At 64.8% G+C, this 21,198-nt stretch carries 20 protein-coding genes and 2 pseudogenes; 14 read left to right on the top strand and 8 right to left on the bottom strand.

Annotated elements, in window-relative coordinates; genetic code table 11:
* Together AC1DMA_RS27030 and AC1DMA_RS27035 are read left to right on the top strand one after the other, a co-directional pair.
* Window positions 1–676 (top strand): SDR family oxidoreductase (locus AC1DMA_RS27030; RefSeq protein ID WP_478146071.1); only part of this gene is annotated, 676 nt, incomplete at its 5' end.
* A gap of 36 nt (window positions 677–712) precedes the next feature.
* Window positions 713–1,714: pseudogene (locus tag AC1DMA_RS27035) on the top strand (L-idonate 5-dehydrogenase); the annotation flags it as partial.
* A 132-nt stretch (window positions 1,715–1,846) separates the two neighbouring features.
* On the opposite strand, the pseudogene AC1DMA_RS27040 reads toward AC1DMA_RS27035, so the two are convergent.
* A pseudogene (locus tag AC1DMA_RS27040) lies at window positions 1,847–2,404 on the bottom strand (sterol desaturase family protein); the annotation flags it as partial.
* A 290-nt stretch (window positions 2,405–2,694) separates the two neighbouring features.
* On the opposite strand from AC1DMA_RS27040, the gene AC1DMA_RS27045 reads away from it, so the two are divergent.
* On the top strand, window positions 2,695–3,615 hold the full coding sequence (locus AC1DMA_RS27045; protein WP_478146072.1) for a LysR family transcriptional regulator: 921 nt from the start codon (window positions 2,695–2,697) through the stop codon (window positions 3,613–3,615).
* Window positions 3,616–3,628: 13 nt separating this feature from the next.
* On the opposite strand, the gene AC1DMA_RS27050 is transcribed toward AC1DMA_RS27045, so the two are convergent.
* Genes AC1DMA_RS27050 through AC1DMA_RS27070 form a run of 5 tightly spaced genes read right to left on the bottom strand, consistent with a single transcriptional unit; the run spans window position 3,629 to window position 8,960 of the window.
* The gene (locus AC1DMA_RS27050; protein WP_478146073.1) at window positions 3,629–4,228 is read right to left on the bottom strand and encodes a HupE/UreJ family protein; all 600 of its coding nucleotides are present in this window, start codon (window positions 4,226–4,228) and stop codon (window positions 3,629–3,631) included.
* 28 nt (window positions 4,229–4,256) lie between these two features.
* A complete protein-coding gene (locus AC1DMA_RS27055; RefSeq protein ID WP_478128138.1) occupies window positions 4,257–4,502 on the bottom strand; it encodes a hypothetical protein in 246 nt (81 codons plus the stop codon).
* Between the two features lie 40 nt (window positions 4,503–4,542).
* A complete protein-coding gene (locus AC1DMA_RS27060) occupies window positions 4,543–5,676 on the bottom strand; it encodes a hypothetical protein (protein ID WP_478146074.1) in 1,134 nt (377 codons plus the stop codon).
* Complete coding sequence (locus AC1DMA_RS27065; RefSeq protein ID WP_478128140.1) at window positions 5,673–7,178, bottom strand: DUF4331 family protein; 1,506 nt, start codon at window positions 7,176–7,178, stop codon at window positions 5,673–5,675. Before AC1DMA_RS27065 ends, AC1DMA_RS27060 begins: the two co-directional genes overlap by 4 nt.
* 12 nt (window positions 7,179–7,190) lie before the next feature.
* Window positions 7,191–8,960: a di-heme-cytochrome C peroxidase gene (locus AC1DMA_RS27070; protein ID WP_478128141.1), complete on the bottom strand. Its 1,770-nt coding sequence runs from the start codon at window positions 8,958–8,960 to the stop codon at window positions 7,191–7,193.
* Window positions 8,961–9,347: 387 nt separating this feature from the next.
* Here AC1DMA_RS27070 and AC1DMA_RS27075 point away from each other — a divergent pair, with 387 nt between their 5' ends.
* The 11 genes from AC1DMA_RS27075 (at window position 9,348) to AC1DMA_RS27125 (ending at window position 18,493) form a co-directional block, all read left to right on the top strand.
* Window positions 9,348–9,671, top strand: coding sequence for a cell envelope biogenesis protein TolA (locus AC1DMA_RS27075; RefSeq protein WP_478128142.1), 324 nt, complete (start codon window positions 9,348–9,350; stop codon window positions 9,669–9,671).
* 72 nt (window positions 9,672–9,743) lie between these two features.
* Window positions 9,744–10,613: a DUF2092 domain-containing protein gene (locus tag AC1DMA_RS27080; protein ID WP_478128143.1), complete on the top strand. Its 870-nt coding sequence runs from the start codon at window positions 9,744–9,746 to the stop codon at window positions 10,611–10,613.
* Window positions 10,614–10,635: 22 nt separating this feature from the next.
* Window positions 10,636–11,244, top strand: coding sequence for a hypothetical protein (locus AC1DMA_RS27085; protein ID WP_478128144.1), 609 nt, complete (start codon window positions 10,636–10,638; stop codon window positions 11,242–11,244).
* A gap of 29 nt (window positions 11,245–11,273) precedes the next feature.
* Window positions 11,274–11,672, top strand: coding sequence for a hypothetical protein (locus tag AC1DMA_RS27090; RefSeq protein WP_478128145.1), 399 nt, complete (start codon window positions 11,274–11,276; stop codon window positions 11,670–11,672).
* 12 nt (window positions 11,673–11,684) lie between these two features.
* Window positions 11,685–12,155 carry a (2Fe-2S)-binding protein gene (locus AC1DMA_RS27095; protein WP_478128146.1) on the top strand — a complete coding sequence of 157 codons (471 nt, stop codon included), beginning with the start codon at window positions 11,685–11,687 and terminating at the stop codon, window positions 12,153–12,155.
* A 10-nt stretch (window positions 12,156–12,165) separates the two neighbouring features.
* The gene (locus AC1DMA_RS27100) at window positions 12,166–14,406 is read left to right on the top strand and encodes a xanthine dehydrogenase family protein molybdopterin-binding subunit (RefSeq protein WP_478146075.1); all 2,241 of its coding nucleotides are present in this window, start codon (window positions 12,166–12,168) and stop codon (window positions 14,404–14,406) included.
* An 8-nt stretch (window positions 14,407–14,414) separates the two neighbouring features.
* Window positions 14,415–14,642: a hypothetical protein gene (locus tag AC1DMA_RS27105; protein ID WP_478128148.1), complete on the top strand. Its 228-nt coding sequence runs from the start codon at window positions 14,415–14,417 to the stop codon at window positions 14,640–14,642.
* A complete protein-coding gene (locus AC1DMA_RS27110; protein WP_478146076.1) occupies window positions 14,635–15,195 on the top strand; it encodes a cupredoxin domain-containing protein in 561 nt (186 codons plus the stop codon). Before AC1DMA_RS27105 ends, AC1DMA_RS27110 begins: the two co-directional genes overlap by 8 nt.
* A complete protein-coding gene (locus tag AC1DMA_RS27115) occupies window positions 15,185–16,804 on the top strand; it encodes a cbb3-type cytochrome c oxidase subunit I (protein ID WP_478146077.1) in 1,620 nt (539 codons plus the stop codon). The genes AC1DMA_RS27110 and AC1DMA_RS27115 overlap by 11 nt, the downstream gene beginning before the upstream one ends.
* Window positions 16,801–17,610, top strand: a complete 810-nt coding sequence (locus AC1DMA_RS27120) for a c-type cytochrome (RefSeq protein WP_478146078.1) — start codon at window positions 16,801–16,803, stop codon at window positions 17,608–17,610. Before AC1DMA_RS27115 ends, AC1DMA_RS27120 begins: the two co-directional genes overlap by 4 nt.
* A 46-nt stretch (window positions 17,611–17,656) precedes the next feature.
* The gene (locus AC1DMA_RS27125; RefSeq protein ID WP_478128152.1) at window positions 17,657–18,493 is read left to right on the top strand and encodes a transporter; all 837 of its coding nucleotides are present in this window, start codon (window positions 17,657–17,659) and stop codon (window positions 18,491–18,493) included.
* A 42-nt stretch (window positions 18,494–18,535) separates the two neighbouring features.
* On the opposite strand, the gene AC1DMA_RS27130 is transcribed toward AC1DMA_RS27125, so the two are convergent.
* Window positions 18,536–19,123 (bottom strand): hypothetical protein, encoded by a 588-nt coding sequence (locus AC1DMA_RS27130; protein WP_478128153.1) that lies wholly within the window; start codon window positions 19,121–19,123, stop codon window positions 18,536–18,538.
* Window positions 19,124–19,295: 172 nt separating this feature from the next.
* Complete coding sequence (locus AC1DMA_RS27135; protein ID WP_478146079.1) at window positions 19,296–21,158, bottom strand: AMP-binding protein; 1,863 nt, start codon at window positions 21,156–21,158, stop codon at window positions 19,296–19,298.
* Between the last annotated feature and the right edge of the window lie 40 nt (window positions 21,159–21,198).

Consider the following 21,198-nt stretch of genomic DNA (forward strand, 5'->3'; position numbering starts at 1 on the left):
GCGGGCGGGCGCCCGCGTGATCCTCAATGCCCGTTCCCCTGACAAGCTGGAGAAGGCCGCAGCGCAATTGCGCGGCGAAGGCGGCACGGTCTTCACCGCGGCTTTCGACGTCAGCGATGGCAATGCCGTGAACGCTGCGGTCGAACGGATCGAAGCCGATATCGGACCGATCGACATCCTGGTCAACAACGCCGGCATGCAGCGCCGCGCACCGCTGGACCAGTTCGACGAAGCGCATTGGCACGAGCTGATGCGGACCAACCTCGACAGCGTGTTCCTCGTCGGCAAGTCCGTCGCCCGCCACATGATCGAGCGCAAGCGCGGAAAGATCATCAACATCTGCTCGGTGCAAAGCGAACTCGGCCGCCCAGGCATTGCGCCTTACACAGCCAGCAAGGGCGCCGTGAAGATGCTCACCAAGGGGATGGCGATCGACTGGGGGCCSCATGGCATCCAGGTCAACGGCATCGGGCCSGGCTACTTCAAGACGGARCTGAACGATGCGCTCGTCAAGAAYGCCGAGTTCAGCGCATGGCTCATCGGCCGCACACCGTCTCGTCGCTGGGGCGATGTCGAAGAYCTCGTGGGCGCGGCGGTGTTCCTCGCGAGCGACGCTTCRCGCTTCGTGAACGGCCACATCCTCTATGTCGACGGCGGCGTYACGGCAAGCCTCTGATCCTCAGTCGATCAACAACCCAGGAAGACAAACGCCATGGAAGCCCTCGTCATTCATGCCCCCGGCGACTTGCGCGTCGAGGAAGTCCCCACGCCCGAACTGGAAGCGGGGCAATTGCTCGTGCGGGTTCGCTGCGGCGGCATCTGCGGCTCGGATCTGCACTACTACCAGCATGGAGGCTTCGGCACTGTTCGCATCCAGGAGCCGATGGTGTTGGGGCACGAAGTGGCCGGCGTGATCGAAGCGGTCGGTGCCGGCGCGTCGTTCAAGGCGGGCGAGCGCGTGGCGATCAGCCCGAGCCGGCCCTGCGGGCGCTGCCAGTATTGCCAGCAGGGTCTGCAGAACCATTGCCTGGACATGCGCTATTACGGCAGCGCCATGCGCACGCCTCACGTGCAGGGCGCCTTCAGGCAGCAGATGGTGGTGGAGCAATGGCAGGCGCATCGGCTGGCCGATTCGGTCAGCGATGGCGAAGGCTCCATGGCCGAGCCGCTGTCGGTCGCGCTGCATGCGGTGCGCCGCGCGGGTTCGCTGCTCGGCAAGCGGGTGCTGGTCACAGGATGCGGGCCCATCGGCGCGCTGGCGATCATTGCCGCGCGGCGAGCCGGTGCGACGCACATCGTCGCCACCGATGTCGGCAGCCACACGCTGGGCAAGGCGCTCAAGGTCGGCGCGGATGAAGTGGTCAACGTGGCCGAGCAGCCGGACGGCCTCGCGCGCTTTAGCGCCGACAAGGGRAGCTTCGACGTGCTGTTCGAGGCCAGCGGCAACGAGCGTGCCTTGCKCGGCGCCTTCGACGCCATCCGCCCGCGCGGAATCATCGTGCAACTGGGCTTGGGCGGSGAGATGACCTTGCCGATCAACACCATCGTCGCCAAGGAGTTCGATCTTCGYGGAGCCTTCCGCTTTCACGAGGAATTCGCGGTCGCCGTCGAACTGCTCAACAAGGGGCTGGTCGACGTCAAGCCGCTGATATCGGCAACCCTGTCGTACCGCGATTCGGCCCGCGCCTTTGCGCTGGCGGCCGATCGTACGCGCCGAGTGAGCGCGCCGCGAGTGGATCAGCGGGTAGAACATCTCGACGAACCAGCGCTCCTTGCCGAAGACCAGATCGTCGTTGAGACCCACCTTGGGCGGATAGCGGCGGGTGATCTTGGCTGTGCCGAAGAGCATGTCCCACACGAACAGCAGGTTGCCGAAATTGCCCTTGTAGTGCCCGACGCCGTCGTCGTTGGTGAGCGCGTGGTGCGCCCAGTGTGTGGCGGGTGTCGAGATCGTGCGTTCGAGCACCCAGGCGAGGGGATTCAGCCACTTGATGCGATAGAGCGGCGCATCCCATGGCACGGCACTGTGGGCACCCAGGATCACTGCGAGCTTGATCACGATGTAGACGAGGTAGGCGTTCCCGAAGCCCAGGTAGATGAGCACGCCCGAAGCCCACAGGCCGGGCATCATCAGGTAGTAGAAGAAGTTGTTGCGGTACGTGATGCGGATGCTCATGTAGTGCGCGGTGTGGTGCGCCCGGTGCAGCGGCCAGAGCAGCGGCGAATGCGAGATGCGATGCCACCAGTACTGCGTCATGTCGTCCGCCACCAGCAGGATCGCGCCCATGGCCCACCACGGCAGGTGCGCCCATGCGCCGCGCTGGCCGGGCATGGCCAGTTCGCTCAGCTTGCCCGTCACGCCGAAGATGAAGGGCTGGGACACCGCCAGCAGCGAAAGGAACATGAACAGTTCCAGCTTGGTGTCGTCCTTGGTTGCATTGAAGTGCGCGTGCTTGCCGGAGCGGATCTCCAGCACGGCAAAGAACAGGATGATCGCGACGAGCACGACGTTTTGGATCAGGTTCACCAGGTTGTCTCCTTGGCTTTGATTCGGCGGGCCGGGGTCCTGTGACTGAACGCCGGGCTCTTTGGGGGCTTGATGGAGGCGATTGTTGAGGCGAACCCCGATTGAGTCCAATGCATAGTTCGTCCACGATCCATGCAGTGGATGCAATCGGACCGAAGGAGCAGTTCATGGATCTCAAGCGCTGGACACACATCGTCGCCGTCGCCGACCGGCGAAGCTTCATCCGGGCTGCCGAGCAGGTGCATCTGAGTCAACCGGCACTGACGCGCAGCATCCAGGCAGCCGAAGCCGAACTGGGCCTGCAGCTTTTCGATCGCGGCGCGCTGGAGGTGGTCCCGACGCCGGCGGGTGAGTTCGTGGTCGCACGTGCGCGCCAACTGGTGTTCAACAGCCGCTGCCTGGAGCGCGACGTCGAGCTGTACCGCAGCCGTGCCTTGGGCGACACGGCATTCGGCATCGGCCCGTTTCCCGCGGTCACCTTCCTGAAGCCGCTGTTGGCAGCGATGCGGCGGGAATATCCGGCGATCAACCTGCGTGTCGAGGTCAGCAACTGGCAGCTCTTGCTGAAGCGCCTGCTCGAGGAAGACATCGAATTCTTCGTTGCCGAGACCAGGGACCTGCCGTCGGAACCCAACCTGCATGTTCAGGGATTGCGCAACGATCCGGGCGGCTTCTTCGTGCGCGACGGACATCCATTGACCCAATGCGGCTCCGTCCCGCTGGAGCAGCTTTGGGAGCACGGCGTGCTTTCGGTCCGGCTTCCCAAGGCAGTGCGCGCGGTGCTGTCCGGCCTTCTTGGCCTTGGCTCGGCTGAGGCGCTCTCGCTGGCCCTGGAATGCGACGACTTCGATGTGTTGAAGGACGTGGCGCTGGAGAGCGACTCGGTACTGGCTGCGACGCATGCCTCCGTGGCGCGAGAGGTCGCCTCCGGCAGACTTCACCTGCTGAAAGTCACGGGCCTGCCCGCCGTCGCGACCGAGATGGGTCTGGTCACTTTGCGCGGACGCACGCCGTCCCCCATGGCCGAGCTCATCATCGGCCGGTTGGCGAGAAATGAGCTTACCGGCGTCCGGACGCTTCGCGCGTAGATGCCCTCATCCGTCAGCGGATGCCGATCAATCCGGCGCCGAGAAGGACCACTGAAAGGCCTGCCAGCCTGGGCCACCACGGCTGGGCACGGCGCAAGCCGGCGCCCAGGGCGATACCGGATACATGCAGCAGGATAGATGCTGCAAGCATGCCCGCCAGCGCGAATGCCGCGTCGGACTGGTCCGCCAGTTCGCTGCCGTGTGCGTGGCCGTGGAACAGCGCGAAGAGACCGACGACCATCGCCGCCATGGGCGCGGGCAGCCGGTACCGGGTCATGACGAGCAGGCCGAGCACCAGCAGCGACACGGCGATCGACGATTCGACAGCCGGCAGTTGCACGCCGGCCATTCCCAGGAGCGCTCCCAGCAGCATCATCAGCGCAAAGGCCGATGGGGCGACCCACAGGTCAGCCCGACTGCGCGCTGTGAGTGCGGTCCAGAGCCCGACGGCCAGCATCGCAGCCAGATGGTCGGCGCCGGTCAATGGATGCAGGAACCCGGCAGCAAAGCCGTGATGGAGCCCTGCATCGGCGCCGGTATGGGCCATTGCCGCGAAAGGCAGGAGCGCGGACAGCCAGAGCGCTGCCCGAGTCGTTTGGTGAACAAGCTTCATGTCGTTGGTCCTCGGTCCTTGCTGATGCTCAGCGCCAAGCGCCTCGCCAGTTCCTGTCGATGGCGATCCATCCGATCGAGTCGCCGCCCGACGCCTGCGCCGGGCTTGCCGGGTCTTCGCTACGGTCCCAACCGACGATCCGGAAATCGAAGGAGGGTTGTCCTTTCATCGCTTGCAGCGGCGTCGCGGCGACCCAGGCGCTGAAAGAGGCGAAGGCACCGCCGGCAGCGGCGGCACCGCTGCCGAGCACAAAAGTCCTGCGATCGATGGGCATGGCCGATCTCCGTTTGATCCGTTTGGAAGTCCGCGAGCCGCTAAGGCATGGCCGCGAGCGGCGATTGCCTGAAGGCCGATGTCGATCCCCATTGCACCCGCGCCGCAGCCAGGATGCCTTGGGCCGCCAGCGTCTCTCCAGCATTGCTGGCGGCACCATGCGCCTTCTCGAACGCGCGCAGGGTCTGCCGGTTTGCCAGGTCGATGCGGGTCAGCTCGAAGGCTCTGCGTGAATCGCCGCCGCTGCCGGCGTAGAACTCCGCCGCGTGGTCTGCAAAGGCGAGGGGGTGCCGGGCCAGCAAGCGCTCGAAGCCACTGCGAGCGGCCTCCGACAGCGTCTCGGCCTCCGCGGATCGGCCCAGCGCGAGCGCCACATCGGAAAGGCGCCAACTCACTTCCGGGTCGCCGCTCGGAAGCGCTGGAACCAGCAACGCTCGCGCTTGCGGAGCGCAGTTCTCGGACAGACGAATCTCGGCAAGGTGTACGCGCGCCTTGACGTAGCCGGGCACGTACTCGATCGCCTTGGCATACCAGCGAGCCGCGCGCTCCGTCTGCGCTTGCGGCACGCGTTCGCCCCACAGCACGCCGAGTTGAAAGCACACCCAGGCGACTGCGAAAGGAGAGACATCGCTGTAGGCGCCCAAGCCCCTGCAGTAGGCGCGTTCGGCCTCATCGAATTCACCGAGGTCGGCAAGCAGCGAGCCCAGAGGCACCCAGTCTTCAAGGCGGCCTGAGTGCGCGGCGAGGCGCAGCCTGCGCTCCAGCAAGGGCTCGAGCGATACGCCGCATGCCTGGTCGATGCTCATTTCGAGTCGATCGGTGGCCTCCGCCGGACATCCTCGCTCCCCCGCGCGCGCAAGAAAACCCCTCGCATCCGAAAAGCGGTGCGTGGATGCAGCCACTTGTCCGTTGATGAGTGCCGTGCGAGCGGAGCCCTCATCGATCCGGAGCAAATGGCTCGCCAGCTGCTCCAGCCGGTCGAAGGCATCGAGATCGCCCAGGTATTGCGCGTTCAGTTGCTCTTGCTCGATGAGTGCTTCGGCGATGCCCGGCCGCAGCGGCGCTTGCCAGAAGCGGCTCCATGATTGCGCGAGCGTGCTGCGCAGGTTGATCGCGGCGATCACGCCATCGGTCGCCTGCACGGGGCTCGTCGCGAGATCGGGCTCGGCGATCATGAGGCGGCGCCGAACCGAGGCTTCAGGCTGTCGAGGCCGGTCTTCAGCAGCGTGGAGCTGATGGTCTTGACGATGAGATCCGGCTGTCCGCCCGGCATGTATTGCACGCGCCATTCGACCGAACTGCCGCTGCCCTTGGGCTTGACGTCCAGCATGCCGGTGTAGTCGGTGGCAGGAATGCCAGCGATGGACGTGTAGCGATAGTTGCGCTGTGCGTCGTCCATCGCGTCAAGCCTTTCGATGATCTGCTTGCCGTCGATGGTCTCGATCGTGCGCAATTGACCCACACCGGTGCCTGTCAACTTGATGCTTGCGATCAACGGATGCCACTGGCCCCCGAAGCCGCCAATGAGTGCCCAGACTTGCTCAGGCGGCGCGGCAAGGTCGACGGAGAAGGCCAGGTTCTGGAGTTCCGCGTTGGGGGACGCGAGGTAGGGGAAGGTTGTGGTGCCGGGTTTTGTCGCGCCAGCCGAGCCGCCCTGCAGGAATTCGCGATCGTGGTTGACCATCCATGTGAGGAGGATGTCGATGACATCGGCGTTCACGGTGCGGCCGCCGCCTGTCTGATAGGGCCGACCGGCGAGCGTGCTCTTCTCGATTTCCATATGGCTGGTATCGGTCGTAGGCTTCGTCACGTCGATCACCATGAAGTCGTCGAGGAACATGTTCGCGTTGGCTGCCAATGCAGCCGGGGTCCAGTCTTGTTTGCCGTCGCGCATGTCCCAGTTCTTCAGGCTGTCGACCATGCGCTTGCGGAACACGGGCATCAACTCCTCCGAAATCGCGAAGGGAGTCTGCTGGTTCCACAAGTCACGCACATCGTCAGTGCCTTCCATGCCGTTGTTGTTCAGGCGCATGTTGGTCTGTTCTGGGCGGCCGACCCAATCGATGCGCGGCGGCTCATGACCGATGAAGCCGCCCGGCTTGGGTATCGGAATGGTTTCGGCGACTACGCCGAAGAGCGGTCCCTTGGCCGGCTCCAGCACACGCCGAGTGTCGAACTCGATGAGGAAGCTCAGCACGTTGTCGTGCTGAAGCAGATTGGGGAAGCGCTTGAGTTCGGCCACGATCCAGGCCAGGTAGAACGGATCGGAGCGAAGGCCCGCGAACACGCGGTAGGTGCCGTCGGCGGAGGTCGCTCCTTTTTCGTCATCGACGACGAAGCGGAGCGTTTGCCCGCCCGGCAGCGTGCAGGTGCCTCGTTGCACGGGCCGCTTGCCTTCCGGTGCATGCTCAAGCACATCGAAGCGAAACGTGAAGCGAAGCTCCGGATCGCTCGGCCTGAACTTGGTCGACTCGCCGGTACCGGCAATGGTCAGGCGCCGGATGACGATCGCATGGTCGATGGCGTTGGAGAACATCGCCTGGGTGCCGGCGGACGGAAACACGTTGGCCGCGAGGACGGTGCGGTTCGGGTCGGTCGGGCTGACGAAGGCAAAAAGATCGGTGAGGTCTGCCGAGGGATCACCGATCTGGCGTGGGCCGTCGACGTGGTCGGACATCGTTGCGCCCCGCTACTTGCGTGACCACTGGCTGGTGCCAGTCACCGCGTTAGGTGGGCCACCGAATGGCGTCGCGCGGCCCGGTTCCTCAGGGATCGACTTCAGGTATTCGACCAACTCCCAGCGTTGCGAATCTGTCAGCAAGGGGCCGATGATGCCGTTGCCGAGCGGGCCGTTCTCGAACGAATGTCCGGCATTCGAATTGCCCCGCAGTTCGGTGTCGAGCAAAAAGGAGCCGCTCTTGCCGCTGGTGTCCAGACCGACCTTGACCGGATCGAACTCGCGGCCCACGTAAAACTTCTTGGTCCGCTCCTTGGCTGGGACCAGCATTTCATAGAGATTGGGCACCGAGCCGTTGTGCATGAAGGGTGGGGTCGCCCATACGCCGTCGCGCGGCGCCGCCTTGTACGCTTCTTCCATCTGGCGGGGCGGCGGCAGTTCGCGATAGCCGTGCAGATTGATGGTCTGCTGTTCGTCGAGCTTCAGTTGCGACAACGCCTTGTCCAGCACGAGCTTCTGGGTGATCAGGTAGAGAGCGCCCGTCGGGATGATCTCCTTGTCCTTGAAAGGCCCCGGCAGATAGGGCGCGAGATTGGCGGTGATGGCATAGGGGCGCAGGTTGTCGAACTGGCCCGGGTCGGTGCCGACGTACTTCTGCGGGACCACGCCGACCTCCAGGAAGCGCTTGCCGTATTTATTCGGCGCAGTCCACGTATAGGGCCAGGCGTTGTGGCAACTCGCGCAATGCGTGGAGAACAGTTCCTTGCCGGCAGCTGCCTTCTGGCGGTCGATCTGCCCGAAAACCTCCTCGGGCCATTTCGGCGGCGCGAGCCGCGTCAACTGGTTCTCGATCTGCTGCAAATTGAGAAGCTGCGCATTCGAATCGAAGAGTCCTTCCTGTGGCGTCTTCGAGTGCAGGTTCATCGGGAGATAGACACCCATTGATTCAACGAGATTGCGATTGATCGGGTCTTGCTGCGAGGCGCGCCACTGGGTCCAGGTGCCGTGAGGGGCATTCCACAAGAACGGAGGCTTGGTCGGCGCGAGCGGGGTAGACGAGTTCTGCGGGATATTGGGCTCGATCGCCAGCAAGCGATTCACGATTGCGGAAATCGCGTCGATACGAGACGGTCCCCAGGCAGTCGGCGTTGCGAGCGTGCGTGTGCGGTAGTCGTGAATCGGAACGGCTTCGCGCTCGAAGCGCTTGCCCAATTCACTCTTCGCCTCCGCGCTCATGGCCCCGAGCTTGGTCGCCAGCCGGTCGAACTTCTGCTTGTCCGCCAGGGTGGCCTGCATGGCATCGTCAAGGGCGCTCACGTAGCCCAGCATATCGAAGGTATTGGCCACACCCCCGTCGATGCGTATGCGTTTTCCCTGGTAGTTCAGTTGAGCGTTGTGGCATGCGGCGCAGTTCAGGCCGATCTGCACGTCCTCCACACCGTTGCCCTTCTTGATGATCGTCTTGCTCAAGCCGATCGGCAACGCATCGGGATTGTTCTGCGGGTCGGCTGGCTGGGTGATCAGGCCGAACCGGTCGCTGTTGGCATCCGAGCGGAAGAGATCCTTGGCACCCGCCACCTCGAGATTCATGAAAAGGTCATAGGACATCACCGCCGAGCCTTGCGACACCTGGTAGTACCAGGCTCGCTCCGCAGGCGTCCAACCTTGGTCGAGGAAGATGACCGGGCCCTGCGAACCGGTCTCGGCCTGTGCTGCCGCGCCTTGCAGCGCCAGCCCCAGGACGAGAGTGCATCCAGGAACAAACAGGAGTCTGCGTTGCATGAAGGTACTCCAGACGATGACCACCGACCACGACCACGACCATAAGCATGGGCTTTCCGCCCGGGCCTGATGCGGCATTCTGAAACGGCTGGTTTGGGCGGCCTATCCCGGCAGCTACGTAACGGCACGTACGTGGCAATTGCACGTGTACAACGCCCGCCGAATGCGTGATCGACATGAAGAGGGAATTCCTTGATGATCCCGTGGCGCGGCCAACCACGTACGTGCAAGTACGTGCTGGCCCGGCTGGATTTGCGGAACAGCCGCTTTCACAATGAATTCACCGCACACCATGGCGGATGAAGTGGACGTCGCATCGCAAGGCCGGAGTCGTGAAGGTTATTCATGGCTCTGGGACGCTTCAACTATTCACCAAAGGAAAACATGATGAGCAAACTACTCGCAGTCTTGATCGCCGGCCTCTTCGCAGCTGGCGCCTATGCTCAGAATCCTGCCGGCGCGTCCTCGCAGGAGCAGGAGATCACCAACAGCAAACCCCAGGAGAGGGCACAGGCCAAAGCCAACGCGCGTCCGCAGGACAAGGTCAAGAAGGTGGGCGGCGACGAATTGAAGTCGTCCGAAAACGATGCGATCGGCACCGGCAAGTCCGCCAGCGCCGGCCAGGCAAAGATCCAGTCGCGCGACAAGAAGCACCCCAACCGGAAGCAGGCGCCGCAGGGCGGAACGCCTGACATGGCGGGCGCCAAGTAAGAGCCAAGCTATACAAAAGCCGCCGCTGCAATGCACAGGCGGCGCAACGGGGCCGGCCGGAAGGAGATGTCAGTGAAAACGCGATTTCAAATCCTAGCCAAGGCGGTGTTGCTTGCCGTGAGCCTGACGTTCGCCGTCGGAGCCAGCGCGCAGGCAACGCCTGCCAGGACCTCTGCACCAAAGGGCAAGGCCGCAAAGCCCGCGGCCGAGCTGGAACCGCAGGTGATGGACTTGCTGCAGGCGATGAGCAAGGCCCTCACTGCATCGTCTTCGATGGCTTTCACTGCCGTCGCGACCTATGAAAGCCCCACGGAGGTCGGTCCGCCGCTGGCGTTCAACACGGTCTCCGAAGTGTTGGTGCAGCGGCCGAACAAGCTGCGCGTCATCACGACGGGCGACGGCAGGGCTTCCGAGTACTACTACGACGGCAAGACCTTGACGGCATTCGCGCCGTCCGAAAACCTGGTCGCCGTCACCAACGCTCCGCCCACCATCGACGGCATGCTCGAAGCGGCGTTCAAGCAATCCGCCATCTATTTCCCCTTCGCGGATGTTCTGGGCGCGGACCCCTTCAAGAACATCACCGAAGGGGTGACCAAGGCCTTCTACATCGGATCTTCAACGGCGGTCGGCGGCACGACGACCGACGTGATCGCCGTGGCCAGCGACGAACTGTTCATGCAGATATGGATCGGCACGGAGGACAAGCTGCCGCGAAGGTTGCGGGCCACCTACCGGGGCGATCCGCTGCTGCTGCGCCACCAGGTCGATCTGTCGAACTGGAAGCTCGATCCCGTGATTGCCGCCGAGGCGTTCGCGTCGGTCAATGCCGCCAACGCCAGGAAGATCCCGTTCGCCACGCCGCAACCAGTCTCCGCTGCGGCGAACGCCAAAGCCAAGGGGAAGGCGAGGAGCGGCGGCAAGGCGAGCGACGCGCCGTGAAGCACATGGAAGGACTCTCGAAATGAAAACGATGAAAACCCTCCTTCCCCTGCTCGCCGCTGCGATCCTGGCCACCGGGTTCCACACCAGCGCGTCGGCCTGGGCGCGAGCGAACGCCTGGGGCGGGCGCAGCGCGGGCGGATTCGGCGGCTTCACGCACGACAACGCTTTCGGCGGCAGCACCACGCACAGCTGGTATGGCGGCACCAGCCACACCAACCGGTACGGCGGAACGACCACCGGAGCCTATGGATACGGCGCCGTACACACCACGGCCGGCGGCTTCACGACCTATCACCCACCGGCCTACGGAGCCGGCGGCTACGCGCCTTACTACCGGCCCGTCGGTGTGCCGTACTACCACCCGGGCTGCTACTACAGCTGCGGCGGCGCTGTCGCCGCGGGCGCGGTCGCGGGACTGGCAGTGGGGGCGGTTGCGGGGGCCGCGGTCGCCAATGCCAATGCCGCCGTCATTCCCGCCTACCCGCTGGGTGCGCACTTCTCGGCACTGCCGACGGGCGCTGTCTATGTGGACCGCGGCGGCGTCACCTACTACCAGATCGGCAACTCCTGGTTCAGGCCGGCGTTCGGCGCCAACGGCGTCTACTACAGCGTCGTGCCGGCGCCCTGACCGGGCCCCGACTATCGCCGGAACCCATCATGGTGGATGCGATGCTCGATGTGTGGACACGTGTCTGGGACGACATCACGAGCGGCCGGCATGCACCGCTCGCCTTCCGGTTCATTCTCCAGCCGGCCGTTGCCGCCTTCTTTGCCATCAGGGCCGGAAGGAAAGATGCGCGGGAAGGGCTGCCGCTCTACATGTGGGCGCTCGTGCAGGACCGCGCGCAGAGAAAGGTCCTGCTGCGCGAGGGCTGGCGGCACATCGGCAAGGTGTTCATCTTCGCGATCATCATGGACGGCATCTACCAGTTCATCTCGGTTCGCTGGTTCTATCCGGGTGAGGCCGTGATCGTCGCGGTGGTGCTTGCAGTGCTGCCTTATCTGGTGTTTCGCAGCGTGGTCAATCGCATTCTTCGGCACCGAACGCACAGCTGAGCGGGCGGAACCATGACCACTTCCATTTCGTTGACGGTCAATGGCAAGCCCGAGGTTCTGCAGACGGATGATCCGGCCATGCCCCTGCTGTATGCATTGCGCAATCAGCTGGGCTTGCATGGCATGCACTTCGGCTGCGGACTGGCGCAGTGCGGCGCCTGCACCGTTCACTACGACGGCGAGCCGCTGCGCAGTTGCGTGATGCCCGTCTCGGCCGTCGCTGGCGCGCACATCGTGACGCTGGAGGGGCTCGGCACACCGGAGAAGCCGCATCCGCTGCAACAGGCCTTCGTCGACGAACAGGCGGCGCAATGCGGCTATTGCATCAACGGGATGATCATGCAGGCGGCGGGGCTGCTTGCGAACACGCCGCATCCGACCGAGCAACAGGTGCGCCAGGCGCTGGCGGGCAATCTTTGCAAGTGCGGCACCCATGTGCGCATCCTGCGTGCCGTGATGCGAGTGGCGGACAAGAAGGCCTGAAGAGTTCGCAATGACCTCCTCCGCGCAGATGCACCTGTCCCGTCGCGCGATGCTGAAAGCCGGCGGCGCGCTGGCGGTCAGCTTTGCGATCCATTGCCCGGCCGAGGCGGCGAACGAGGACCGCGAGGCGGCTTCCACTGCCGCCGGCAGGACCGTGTCGCCCACTGAGGTCGACGGCTTCATCGTCATCGATGCGCAAGGACGCGTAACCCTCTACAGCGGGAAGGTGGAGTTGGGCACGGGTGTGCTCACCGCGATGACGCAGATCGCCGCCGAGGAGCTGTCGGTGCCGTTCGATCGTGTGACGACGGTGCAGGGCGACACACTGCTCACCCCAGACCAGAGGCCGACCTATGCAAGTCTGTCGGTGCAGGAAGGCGGCATGCAGATTCGCCGTGCGGCAGCGACGGCGCGCGAGGCATTGATCGATCGTGCGGCGCAAAAGCTTGGTGTCGCAAAGACGACGCTGCGAGCGCAAGACGGCCGGATCGAATCCCTGGCAGGCGGAGCGGGCCTGTCCTACGAGCAACTGTTGACCGGCCAGAGCCTCTCGATGAAGGTCGACCCGCAGGTCCGGCTCAAGGATCCCAAGGACTACACGATCGTCGGAAAGACTGTTCCTCGGCTCGACGTTCCTGCCAAGATCTACGGCCAGTTCGGCTTCGTACACGATGTCAAGGTGGCGGGCATGCTGCATGCGCGCATGGTGCATCCGGCCGCGATGGGCGCCACGCTGGAGTCGTTCGACGATGGGCCTTGCAAGCGCATCCCTGGCTATGTGCAGGCGGTGCGCAAGGGCAACCTTCTCGCCGTCGTGGCGAGCGACGAATGGGCGGCGATCCGGGCGTCGACCGCCATTCAGGCGCACTGGAGTGCCTGGGCGGAGCTTCCCGACGACACGCGGCTGGTCGAGTATCAGCGCGGCGCAAAGGTCGATCGCAAGGAAGTGCTGCAACACATCGGCGGTGCGTCCAGCGGAGTGAGCCATGCGGGCCGCCAGTTGCAGGCCACCTACGACTTCCCGCTCAATACGCACGGCTCCATCGGCCCCTCCTGCGCGGTCGCCGAATTCAAGGACGGACAGCTCACGGTCTGGACGCCTTCGCAAGCGAGTCACCTGTTGCAGAAGCAGTTGGCCACCATGCTGCGGCTCGCGCCGGAGAAGGTCCGCTGCATCTATGTCGAGGGCGCCGGCTGCTATGGCCGCAATGGCTCGGACGACTGCACATCGGAGGCCGCGATCATTGCCGTGGAGATCGGCCGCCCGGTGCGGCTGCAGTGGATGCGCAACGACGAACACGGCTGGGACCCCAAGGGGCCGCCCACGCTGATGGACTACCGGGCAAGCATCGACGCGCAAGGAAAGATCGCGGCGTGGGAGGCAGACATCTATCTGCCGGAACGCCCGATGAAGCGCTCGGGCGTGACCTTGCTCGGCGCCGTGCTGGCGGATCTGCCGCGCTATGGACCGGACTCGGGCATCTACGACCCGGGATTGGGCATTCCTTATGCGATCGAGAACAGCCAGCTCGCAGCGAATTGGCTCGTCGATGCGCCACTTCCCGCAGCATGGATCCGCGCACCCGGGCGCATGCAGAACACCTTCGGCAACGAAAGCTTTCTTGACGAGATCGCCGCGGCCGCCGGGGCCGATCCCTTCGACATTCGCACGCGTCACCTGACCGACAGCAGGGGGCTGGAACTGATGGAGCGGCTGCGAAAGTTCGCGAACTGGCAGCCTCGCGGATCGCGTGCGCGCGACTCTGGCGATGTGGCACAAGGGCGCGGCGTGTCATATGCAAAGTACGAACTCGTGCGCACCTACGTCGGCGTGGTCGCGGATGTGGAGGTGCATCGCCAGACCGGCGCAATCAAGGTGAATCGCGTCTTCGTCGCTCACGACTGCGGACAGGTCATCAACCCCGATGGCTTGCGCAATCAGATTGAAGGCAATGTCGTGCAGACGGTGAGCCGAACGCTGATCGAGCAGCTCACCTTCAGCCGCAGCGCCGTCACCAGCCTGAACTGGGAGAGCTATCCCATCCTCACCTTTCCGGATGTCCCGGAAGTGCTCGTCGAGCTGATCGATCGACCGACCGAAGTGCCCTGGGGTGCGGGCGAACCGACGACCTCGGTGATCCCTTCGGCGATCGCCAATGCCGTTTTCGATGCGACCGGCGCGCGAGTGCGGTCGGTGCCCTTCAGGCCCGCGGTGGTGCTCGCGGCCTTGAAGCAAGCGGACAACAAGTAGGCAACCGCATGCACCCCCTGGACCCCTTGGACCCCATCGACCGCAGCGATTACATCTCCGCTTCGTCCTTGAGGGAGAACGTCGCCTTCTTCGGCACCGAGCGCGAGCTCGCCAAGATCGGCGATGCCGGCCCGCGCGGTGCGTTCGCGGTCGCCGGGTTGGCGGTGTTCATCCTGCTCGCGCTGTGGTTTGCCTTTTTCTTCTTTGTCTTTGCGCCGCGAGGCAGCGTTGGCTGATCCTGGCGAAAACCTTCTTGCAGGCGTGACCGATGCGTCCGAGCGCAGATGGGCGCAGGTAGTCGCCGTGGTCGTGGCGCTGGTGGTGACCGTCATGATCTACAGCGGCCTGCACTGGACCGCCGTGGCCCCATCGAACGTGGAGACGATCGAGCCCGGCACGCTGCATCTTTCCGGCGAGTTCGTCGAAGGCAACCTGGGCACGGCCATCCGGCCCGACCGATCGGCCGTGGTGCGGATCGTCGCGCAGCAATACTCCTTCGTGCCGGGTTGCATCGTGGTGCCGACCGACACGCCGGTCACCTTCAGGGTGACAAGTCCGGACGTGGTGCATGGCTTCCTGATCGCGGGCACCAACGTCAACACGATGGTGGTGCCCGGCTATGTCGCCGAGGTCCGGACCCGTTTCGACAGGCCCGGCGAGCACGTCATGCCGTGCCATGAGTATTGCAGCGTGGGACACGAAGGCATGTGGGCCCGCGTGAAGGTGCTCGACAGGCCCGAGTTCGAGCGCCTGCACGGTGGCCAGGGGAGGGCGTCCTGTGCAGGGTAGCAACAAGCTCGTCCTTGCCCACCTCTGGGCGGCATTTGCAGCCCTGGGGCTCGCGATTCCGCTCGGTGCATGGCAGATGCTGGTGCGCAGTCCGCTGCATCGGTGGGTTGATCCGGAGCGCTACTACGCCGCTGTCACTGCACACGGCAGCACGCTGGCCTACATTTTTCCGACGTTGATCGCGATGGGCTTCGGCTATGCCGTGTGCGCGGTGTCGCTCGGGCGTCCGATGCACGGCATTCGCCTCGCGTGGGCATCGCTGTGGCTCGTGATCGGCGGCGCAGTGGTTGCGCTTGCCACGGTGGCAGCGGGCAGGGCGACGGTGCTCTACACCTTCTATCCGCCGTTGCTCGGAAGCGCCTGGTATTACCTCGGCGTACTGACGGCGGTCGCGGGCTCGTGGATCTGGGTCGGCCTCATGGTTTCGCATTTCAGGCGCTGGAAGCGCGACCATCCCGGGCTGCCGGTTCCGCTGGCAATGTTTGCCACGACAGCTGCCGCATTGCTCTGGGCATGGACGTCGCTGGGAGTGGGTTCGGAGATCATCTTCATCATCCTGCCGAACGCATTCGGCTGGACAGCGTCGATGGACCCCGGCCTGGCGCGGATTCTCTTTTCATGGACGCTGCATGCCATCGTCTATTTCTGGCTGATGCCCGCATACATCGCCTTCTACGTCCTGCTGCCGCAGGCGGCGGGCGGGCGGCTCTACAGCGACCTGATGGGCCGCATCGCCTTCCTGCAGTTGCTTGTCTTCTCGATGCCGATCGGGCTGCATCACCTCTTCGTGGATCCGCAGATCGGCGCGGGATTCAAGTTCCTGCATGCGGTGTTCACCGGCATGGTCGCCGTGCCGACGCTGCTCACGATCTTCACCATCTGCGCATCGCTGGAGATTGCAGGACGCCTGCGTGGCGGGCGGGGCGTGTTCGGATGGGTGGCGGCACTGCCGTGGGATCGGCCACTGGTGCTGGCATCCGGCCTGTCCCTTTTGATGCTGGGGCTGGGCGGCGCGGGCGGTCTCATCAACATGAGCTATGCGATGAACGCGACGGTGCACAACACGCAGTTCGTCACCGCGCATTTCCACCTGATCTTCGGCGGGGCCGTGGTCATCATGTACTTTGCGATTGCCTATGAGCTCTGGCCGCGACTGACAGGGCGCAGCTTGCCGACAAGGCTCATGCTTGTGCAACTGTGGACCTGGTTTGCCGGCATGCTGATCGTGACGCTGCCGTGGCATGTGGTCGGCATCATGGGACAGCCGCGGCGCATGTCCTACTACGACTATTCGGACCCGGCGCTGGCGCCGCAAGCCATCTGGGTCGCGATATCGGCCATCGGCGGCTTCGTTCTCGTGTTTTCGACACTGCTGCTCATCGTTACGCTCCTGGCATCGCACAGGAGGCCTGCCAGCGCCGCGCAGACCCCCCTGCTGTTCTCGCTCGCGCTCAACCCGCCGCGCCGACTGCCCGCGTCCCTGAACGGCTTCGGCATCTGGATGCTGCTCGTGGCGGCGTTGACGATCACCAACTACGGCTTTCCGCTGGCGCAGGCACTGCTCATGCAGCACAGCGGCGTGGCACCGTACCCTGTCGGACCCCGATGAACCCCGGCAGCGCAGCTCCTTCGCGAGACCACCGCTTTGCGGTGTGGATCGGCGCGACGGCGGCGCTCTTTGTTGCGGCGGCACTGGTCGGCTTCGTATGGATGCCCACCGTGCAGGCCGGCCGCAACTCGCCCGGTTGGTGGGATGCCATCTGCAGTGCGGTCGGGTTGCCGACGCGCGACGTGCAGAGCGGCGCCGCAGTGACAGGCAAACCTGCTTCCGAGGTTGCATGGACCGGGGCCACGCGGCAGTTGCTGGCAAGCGGCAATGCAAGTCATGGCGCCGTGCTGGCGGCCGCATCGTGCAATGCCTGCCATGGGCAAGCAGGCGTGAGCGACGACGCCATCTTTCCCAACCTGGCGGGGCAGAGCGCCGCATCGATCTACAAACAGCTGCAGGACTTCAAGAGCGGAATGCGGGCGGCAGCAGTGATGGGCCCCTATGCCGCTCCCTTGAGCGATGACGACATGCGAGATCTCGCGGCGCATTACGCGTCGTTGCCGCATGCGGTCGCGCGGACGCCGGATACGCCACGCCCCGGCGATGCAACCCTGCGGCTGATCGAGTTCGGTGATCCGATGCGCGGCATCGTCGCTTGCGCCGCCTGCCATGGCCCGCTGGGGTTCACCACCGCAGCGCCTCCGCTGCATGGGCAGCAACGCGCCTATCTCGAAGCTCAACTGCAAGCACTTGCGGGCGGACGGCGGCACAACGACATCAGCGCGCAGATGCGAAGCATCGCCCGCAGCCTGACGCCCCAGGAAATCAATTCACTGGCCGCGCACTATGCAGGCGTGGACAAATGAAAAGGCCAGTGAGAGTGAACCGATCAACATGACTGGAGGAATCGACATGCGCATTTCCCGTGACAACTGCGGCAGTCCCGCCAAGGCACTCGCCATCTCCGGCATGGCCGCGATGCTGTTCGCGAGCCAGTCGGCGCGCGCGGAAATGAGCGCTGAAGAACTCGCGAAGCTCGCGCAGAACCCGGTCGGCAACCTGATCAGCCTGCCGTTCCAGAACAACACCAATCTCAACTTCGGGCCGGAGAAAGGAACGCAGAACATCCTCAATATCCAGCCCGTCATTCCTATTTCGGTCAACAAGGACTGGAACATCATCACGCGGACGATCTTGCCGGTGATCTCCATGCCATCGCTGGGCCCCGGTACGCCGAGCCTCAATGGCGTGGGTGATGTGGTGATGACTGCGTTTCTCTCTCCGGCCAATCCGGGCAAGTGGATCTGGGGTGCGGGGCCGGTGGTGCAGATTCCGACCAACAGCAATTCGGAGCTGGGCAACAACAACTGGGGGCTCGGGCCTTCGGCCGTGGTGCTGCATCTCGACCATGGCAGCCCATGGGTCTATGGCGCGCTGTTCAACAACATCTGGTCGGTCAGCAGCAGCGGCAAGGGCGGCTCCTACAACAACTTGCTGCTGCAGCCCTTCATCAACTACAACTTCAAGGGTGGGCTCTATCTGACGACTGCGCCCATCATCACCGCCGACTGGAATGCGACCGGCAGCCAGCGATGGACGGTGCCGCTCGGGGGCGGCATCGGCAAGATATTCCACCTGGGCAAGCTGCCGGTGAACACGCAGCTTTCGGCCTACTACAACGTGGTAAGGCCCGACAACGGCGCCAACTGGCAGATCCGGGTTCAAGCGCAGTTCATGTTCCCGAAGTGATCGGCGAAAGGAGCGGTGCGCACCGCTCCTTCTCGAGACTGGTCAGCCCTTCCGGACTACCGAGGTCGCGAGCGCCTGCGTGATGGTCATCTTCATCTGGTCGCCGACCTTCACGCCGTCGAGCATGGCGGGATCCTTCAGCGTCACTTCGGTGAAGTGCCCGAACGGGCCGCGAACCATCACGGTGCCCTTGGACTGATTGACCGCCCAGATGTTCGAGACCATGGTCGTCTGCTTCATCGCGGCTGCGCCGGGGAGCTGGCCCACCGCTGCGCGATCGGCAGCCACGGTCTGCGTGGCCATGCGAATTCCGTCGCCCTTCTGGAAGTCGAGCGCCACCGAACGGATGTACGTGATGTCCACCGTGTCGCCGACCTTGACCTGCGCCAGGTTCCTCACCCTCGGGTCGACCATGACCGCAAATTCATTCCCTTCCGGTCCCTTGATGGTCACGATGCGGTTCTTCTGGTCGATGGCGGTCACCTGTGCGGTCACCGTGACCGACTTCATGATGTCGCGGACGTCCAGGACGTGGGGTTTGTCCGACGGGGTGTTCTGCTGTGCGGAGATGGGTGCGCTGAACGCCAGGGCAGAAGCCAATACGAGCAGTGTGCAGTGGGTCGCTTTCATTTCACGTTTTCCTTTCACTTCTGGAAGATCTGGGTTGACGGAATGCGGCATCGCGCGCAGTGATCCCTTGCACTCCGGCGGTTGATTCTCACCATTGGCCGGGCGTGCGCCATCCTGACGGCCACGCATGGACACGTACGTGGTGGCGCACCGGCAATGCGCCCGGAGGCGCTCAGTCGACCTGGACGCGCGCCTCGAACAGATATCCGGCCAGCGCCTGCTCGACGCGCGGCACTGACTCTTCGGCGGCTGCAGGCAGGGTGACTGTGACCGTCATGCCGTGGCGCCCCCCTTCGCTGGCCCGCACTCGCGCGCCGGTCAGGTCGAACTGCTCCCGCATCAGATCCGTCACCAGACGTGCCGCCGCATCGCAGCGCAACTGCGGCTTGTAGATCTTTCCCACGGTGGTCAGGGGGATGGCGTCCACGACGTGGATCTGCTTCGGCCACGCCGGGCGCTCGCCGATGGTGCGCTCGGCGTGCTCGCTGAGTTCGTCCGCCGTGACGCTGGCTCCCGGACGCAGCATCACGTAGCAGACCGGCAGCTCGCCGGCGTAGGCACAGGGCATCCCGACGGCGGCGGCCAACATCACCGCCGGGTGGGCCGCCATGGCGTTTTCGATCATCAGCGGATCGATGTTGTGGCCGCTTCGGATGATCAGGTCTTTCGCGCGGCCCGCGATATGGATCCGGCCTTCCTCGTCGGCGTAGCCGAGGTCGCCGCTGTTGAGCGCGCGGTCTTCGAAAACGCCCGCGTCGTGCCCGGGATCGCGATAGCCCGGCGACACATGTTCGCCGGAAGCGGTGATCACGCCGACCTCGCCCGTCTCGCACGGCGCTCCCAGCCGGYCGCCCGCCTCCAGGCGCCGCACGACGACGCGGGTATAGGGCAGAGCCAGCCCGACAGATCCGATGCCGCCGCTGCCGGCGACGGGGTCGATGGCGATCAGGCCCGACGCCTCCGTCATGCCGTAGACCTCGAACAGTCCGACGCCGATCAGCTGCCTGAATCGCTCACCCACGGCAGGCGGGAGCGACGCGGCACCGCAGAAGCCGGCGCGTACGGCGCTCAGGTCGGCATCGGCGATCGGCACGTTCAGCACAGCACCCACCGAAGTCGGCACGGCCCCTACAAAAGTGGCGCGGTATTGGCTCGCCAGGCGCCAGAAGCCTTCGACCATCGCCGGGTTGCGCAGCCCGCTCGGCGACATGACCAGCAGCCCCATGCCCGCCATGAAGGCGCTCAGGCCGCAGAAGATGGTGCCCCCGACATGAAACAGCGGCAGCGTGGCCGTGAGCGTGTCGCTCGGTCGCATGTCGCCGAGGATGGCGCCGCCCAGGGCCGCGACCAGCTGGCTCCGGTGCGTGAGTGCGACCAGCTTGGGTGCGCCCGTGGTCCCGCCCGTGTGAAAGTACGCCGCCACATCGCCATCGCGGCCGGGCTCTCCGAAGACGAGTCGATCGTCCGGCTGCTCCATCAGCGCCGCATGGAAGTCGATCACGCCTTCTTCGAGTGGCACGCCGGGCGGCGCCACGCGCACCAGCCTCAGTCCTGGCACTTCGTCGCGCAAGGCCAGGGCCTTCTGCCAGATGTCCAGCGCCGGATGCGGACCGAGCGCGACCAGCACGCGTGCGCCGGAGGCCTTGAGCAAGCCGGCGATGTGCGAGGGTTGCAGCAGGAAGTTGATCGGCACCGCGTAGCCCACGCTTTCGGCGCCCCAGAGCGTGGCGTGGGTCTCGACCAGGCTGGGCAACATGTAGGCGACGCCGGGCCGAGGACCAGCCAGGCATGCGAAGAGGTTGGCGGCCCGCCGGATCAGGCCCAGAAGTTCACCGTAGCTGACACGGCGGGGCTGCTCGTTGGGCGCCCCCGTCATCAACATCGTGAGCGCCGTGCGATCCGGCTGCCGAGCGGCGGTACCGATGAAGACATCGAGCACGCTGCGCTCCGGCAGCCGGGCATCGAGTGTCATTTCCGCCTCGACGCGCTCCAGGTCTTCGAGGTTGCGAACGCCGGTCTCGGGCAGGAGTGCCATGACAAGTTCCCTCGTATGGATGAAAGGCGCGAGACATTAC

The organism is Variovorax sp. 05N34 (assembly GCF_056397405.1).

What these genes read in the sequence shown, in the direction of transcription:
- AC1DMA_RS27125 (WP_478128152.1), top strand. Translation starts at nt 17,657, where the DNA reads ATGCGCATTTCCCGTGACAACTGCGGCAGTCCCGCCAAGGCACTCGCC.
- AC1DMA_RS27130 (WP_478128153.1), bottom strand. Translation starts at nt 19,123, where the DNA reads ATGAAAGCGACCCACTGCACACTGCTCGTATTGGCTTCTGCCCTGGCG.
- AC1DMA_RS27065 (WP_478128140.1), bottom strand. Translation starts at nt 7,178, where the DNA reads ATGTCCGACCACGTCGACGGCCCACGCCAGATCGGTGATCCCTCGGCA.
- AC1DMA_RS27095 (WP_478128146.1), top strand. Translation starts at nt 11,685, where the DNA reads ATGACCACTTCCATTTCGTTGACGGTCAATGGCAAGCCCGAGGTTCTG.
- AC1DMA_RS27090 (WP_478128145.1), top strand. Translation starts at nt 11,274, where the DNA reads ATGGTGGATGCGATGCTCGATGTGTGGACACGTGTCTGGGACGACATC.
- AC1DMA_RS27105 (WP_478128148.1), top strand. Translation starts at nt 14,415, where the DNA reads ATGCACCCCCTGGACCCCTTGGACCCCATCGACCGCAGCGATTACATC.
- AC1DMA_RS27100 (WP_478146075.1), top strand. Translation starts at nt 12,166, where the DNA reads ATGACCTCCTCCGCGCAGATGCACCTGTCCCGTCGCGCGATGCTGAAA.
- AC1DMA_RS27075 (WP_478128142.1), top strand. Translation starts at nt 9,348, where the DNA reads ATGAGCAAACTACTCGCAGTCTTGATCGCCGGCCTCTTCGCAGCTGGC.
- AC1DMA_RS27055 (WP_478128138.1), bottom strand. Translation starts at nt 4,502, where the DNA reads ATGCCCATCGATCGCAGGACTTTTGTGCTCGGCAGCGGTGCCGCCGCT.
- AC1DMA_RS27045 (WP_478146072.1), top strand. Translation starts at nt 2,695, where the DNA reads ATGGATCTCAAGCGCTGGACACACATCGTCGCCGTCGCCGACCGGCGA.
- AC1DMA_RS27070 (WP_478128141.1), bottom strand. Translation starts at nt 8,960, where the DNA reads ATGCAACGCAGACTCCTGTTTGTTCCTGGATGCACTCTCGTCCTGGGG.
- AC1DMA_RS27120 (WP_478146078.1), top strand. Translation starts at nt 16,801, where the DNA reads ATGAACCCCGGCAGCGCAGCTCCTTCGCGAGACCACCGCTTTGCGGTG.
- AC1DMA_RS27050 (WP_478146073.1), bottom strand. Translation starts at nt 4,228, where the DNA reads ATGAAGCTTGTTCACCAAACGACTCGGGCAGCGCTCTGGCTGTCCGCG.
- AC1DMA_RS27060 (WP_478146074.1), bottom strand. Translation starts at nt 5,676, where the DNA reads ATGATCGCCGAGCCCGATCTCGCGACGAGCCCCGTGCAGGCGACCGAT.
- AC1DMA_RS27085 (WP_478128144.1), top strand. Translation starts at nt 10,636, where the DNA reads ATGAAAACGATGAAAACCCTCCTTCCCCTGCTCGCCGCTGCGATCCTG.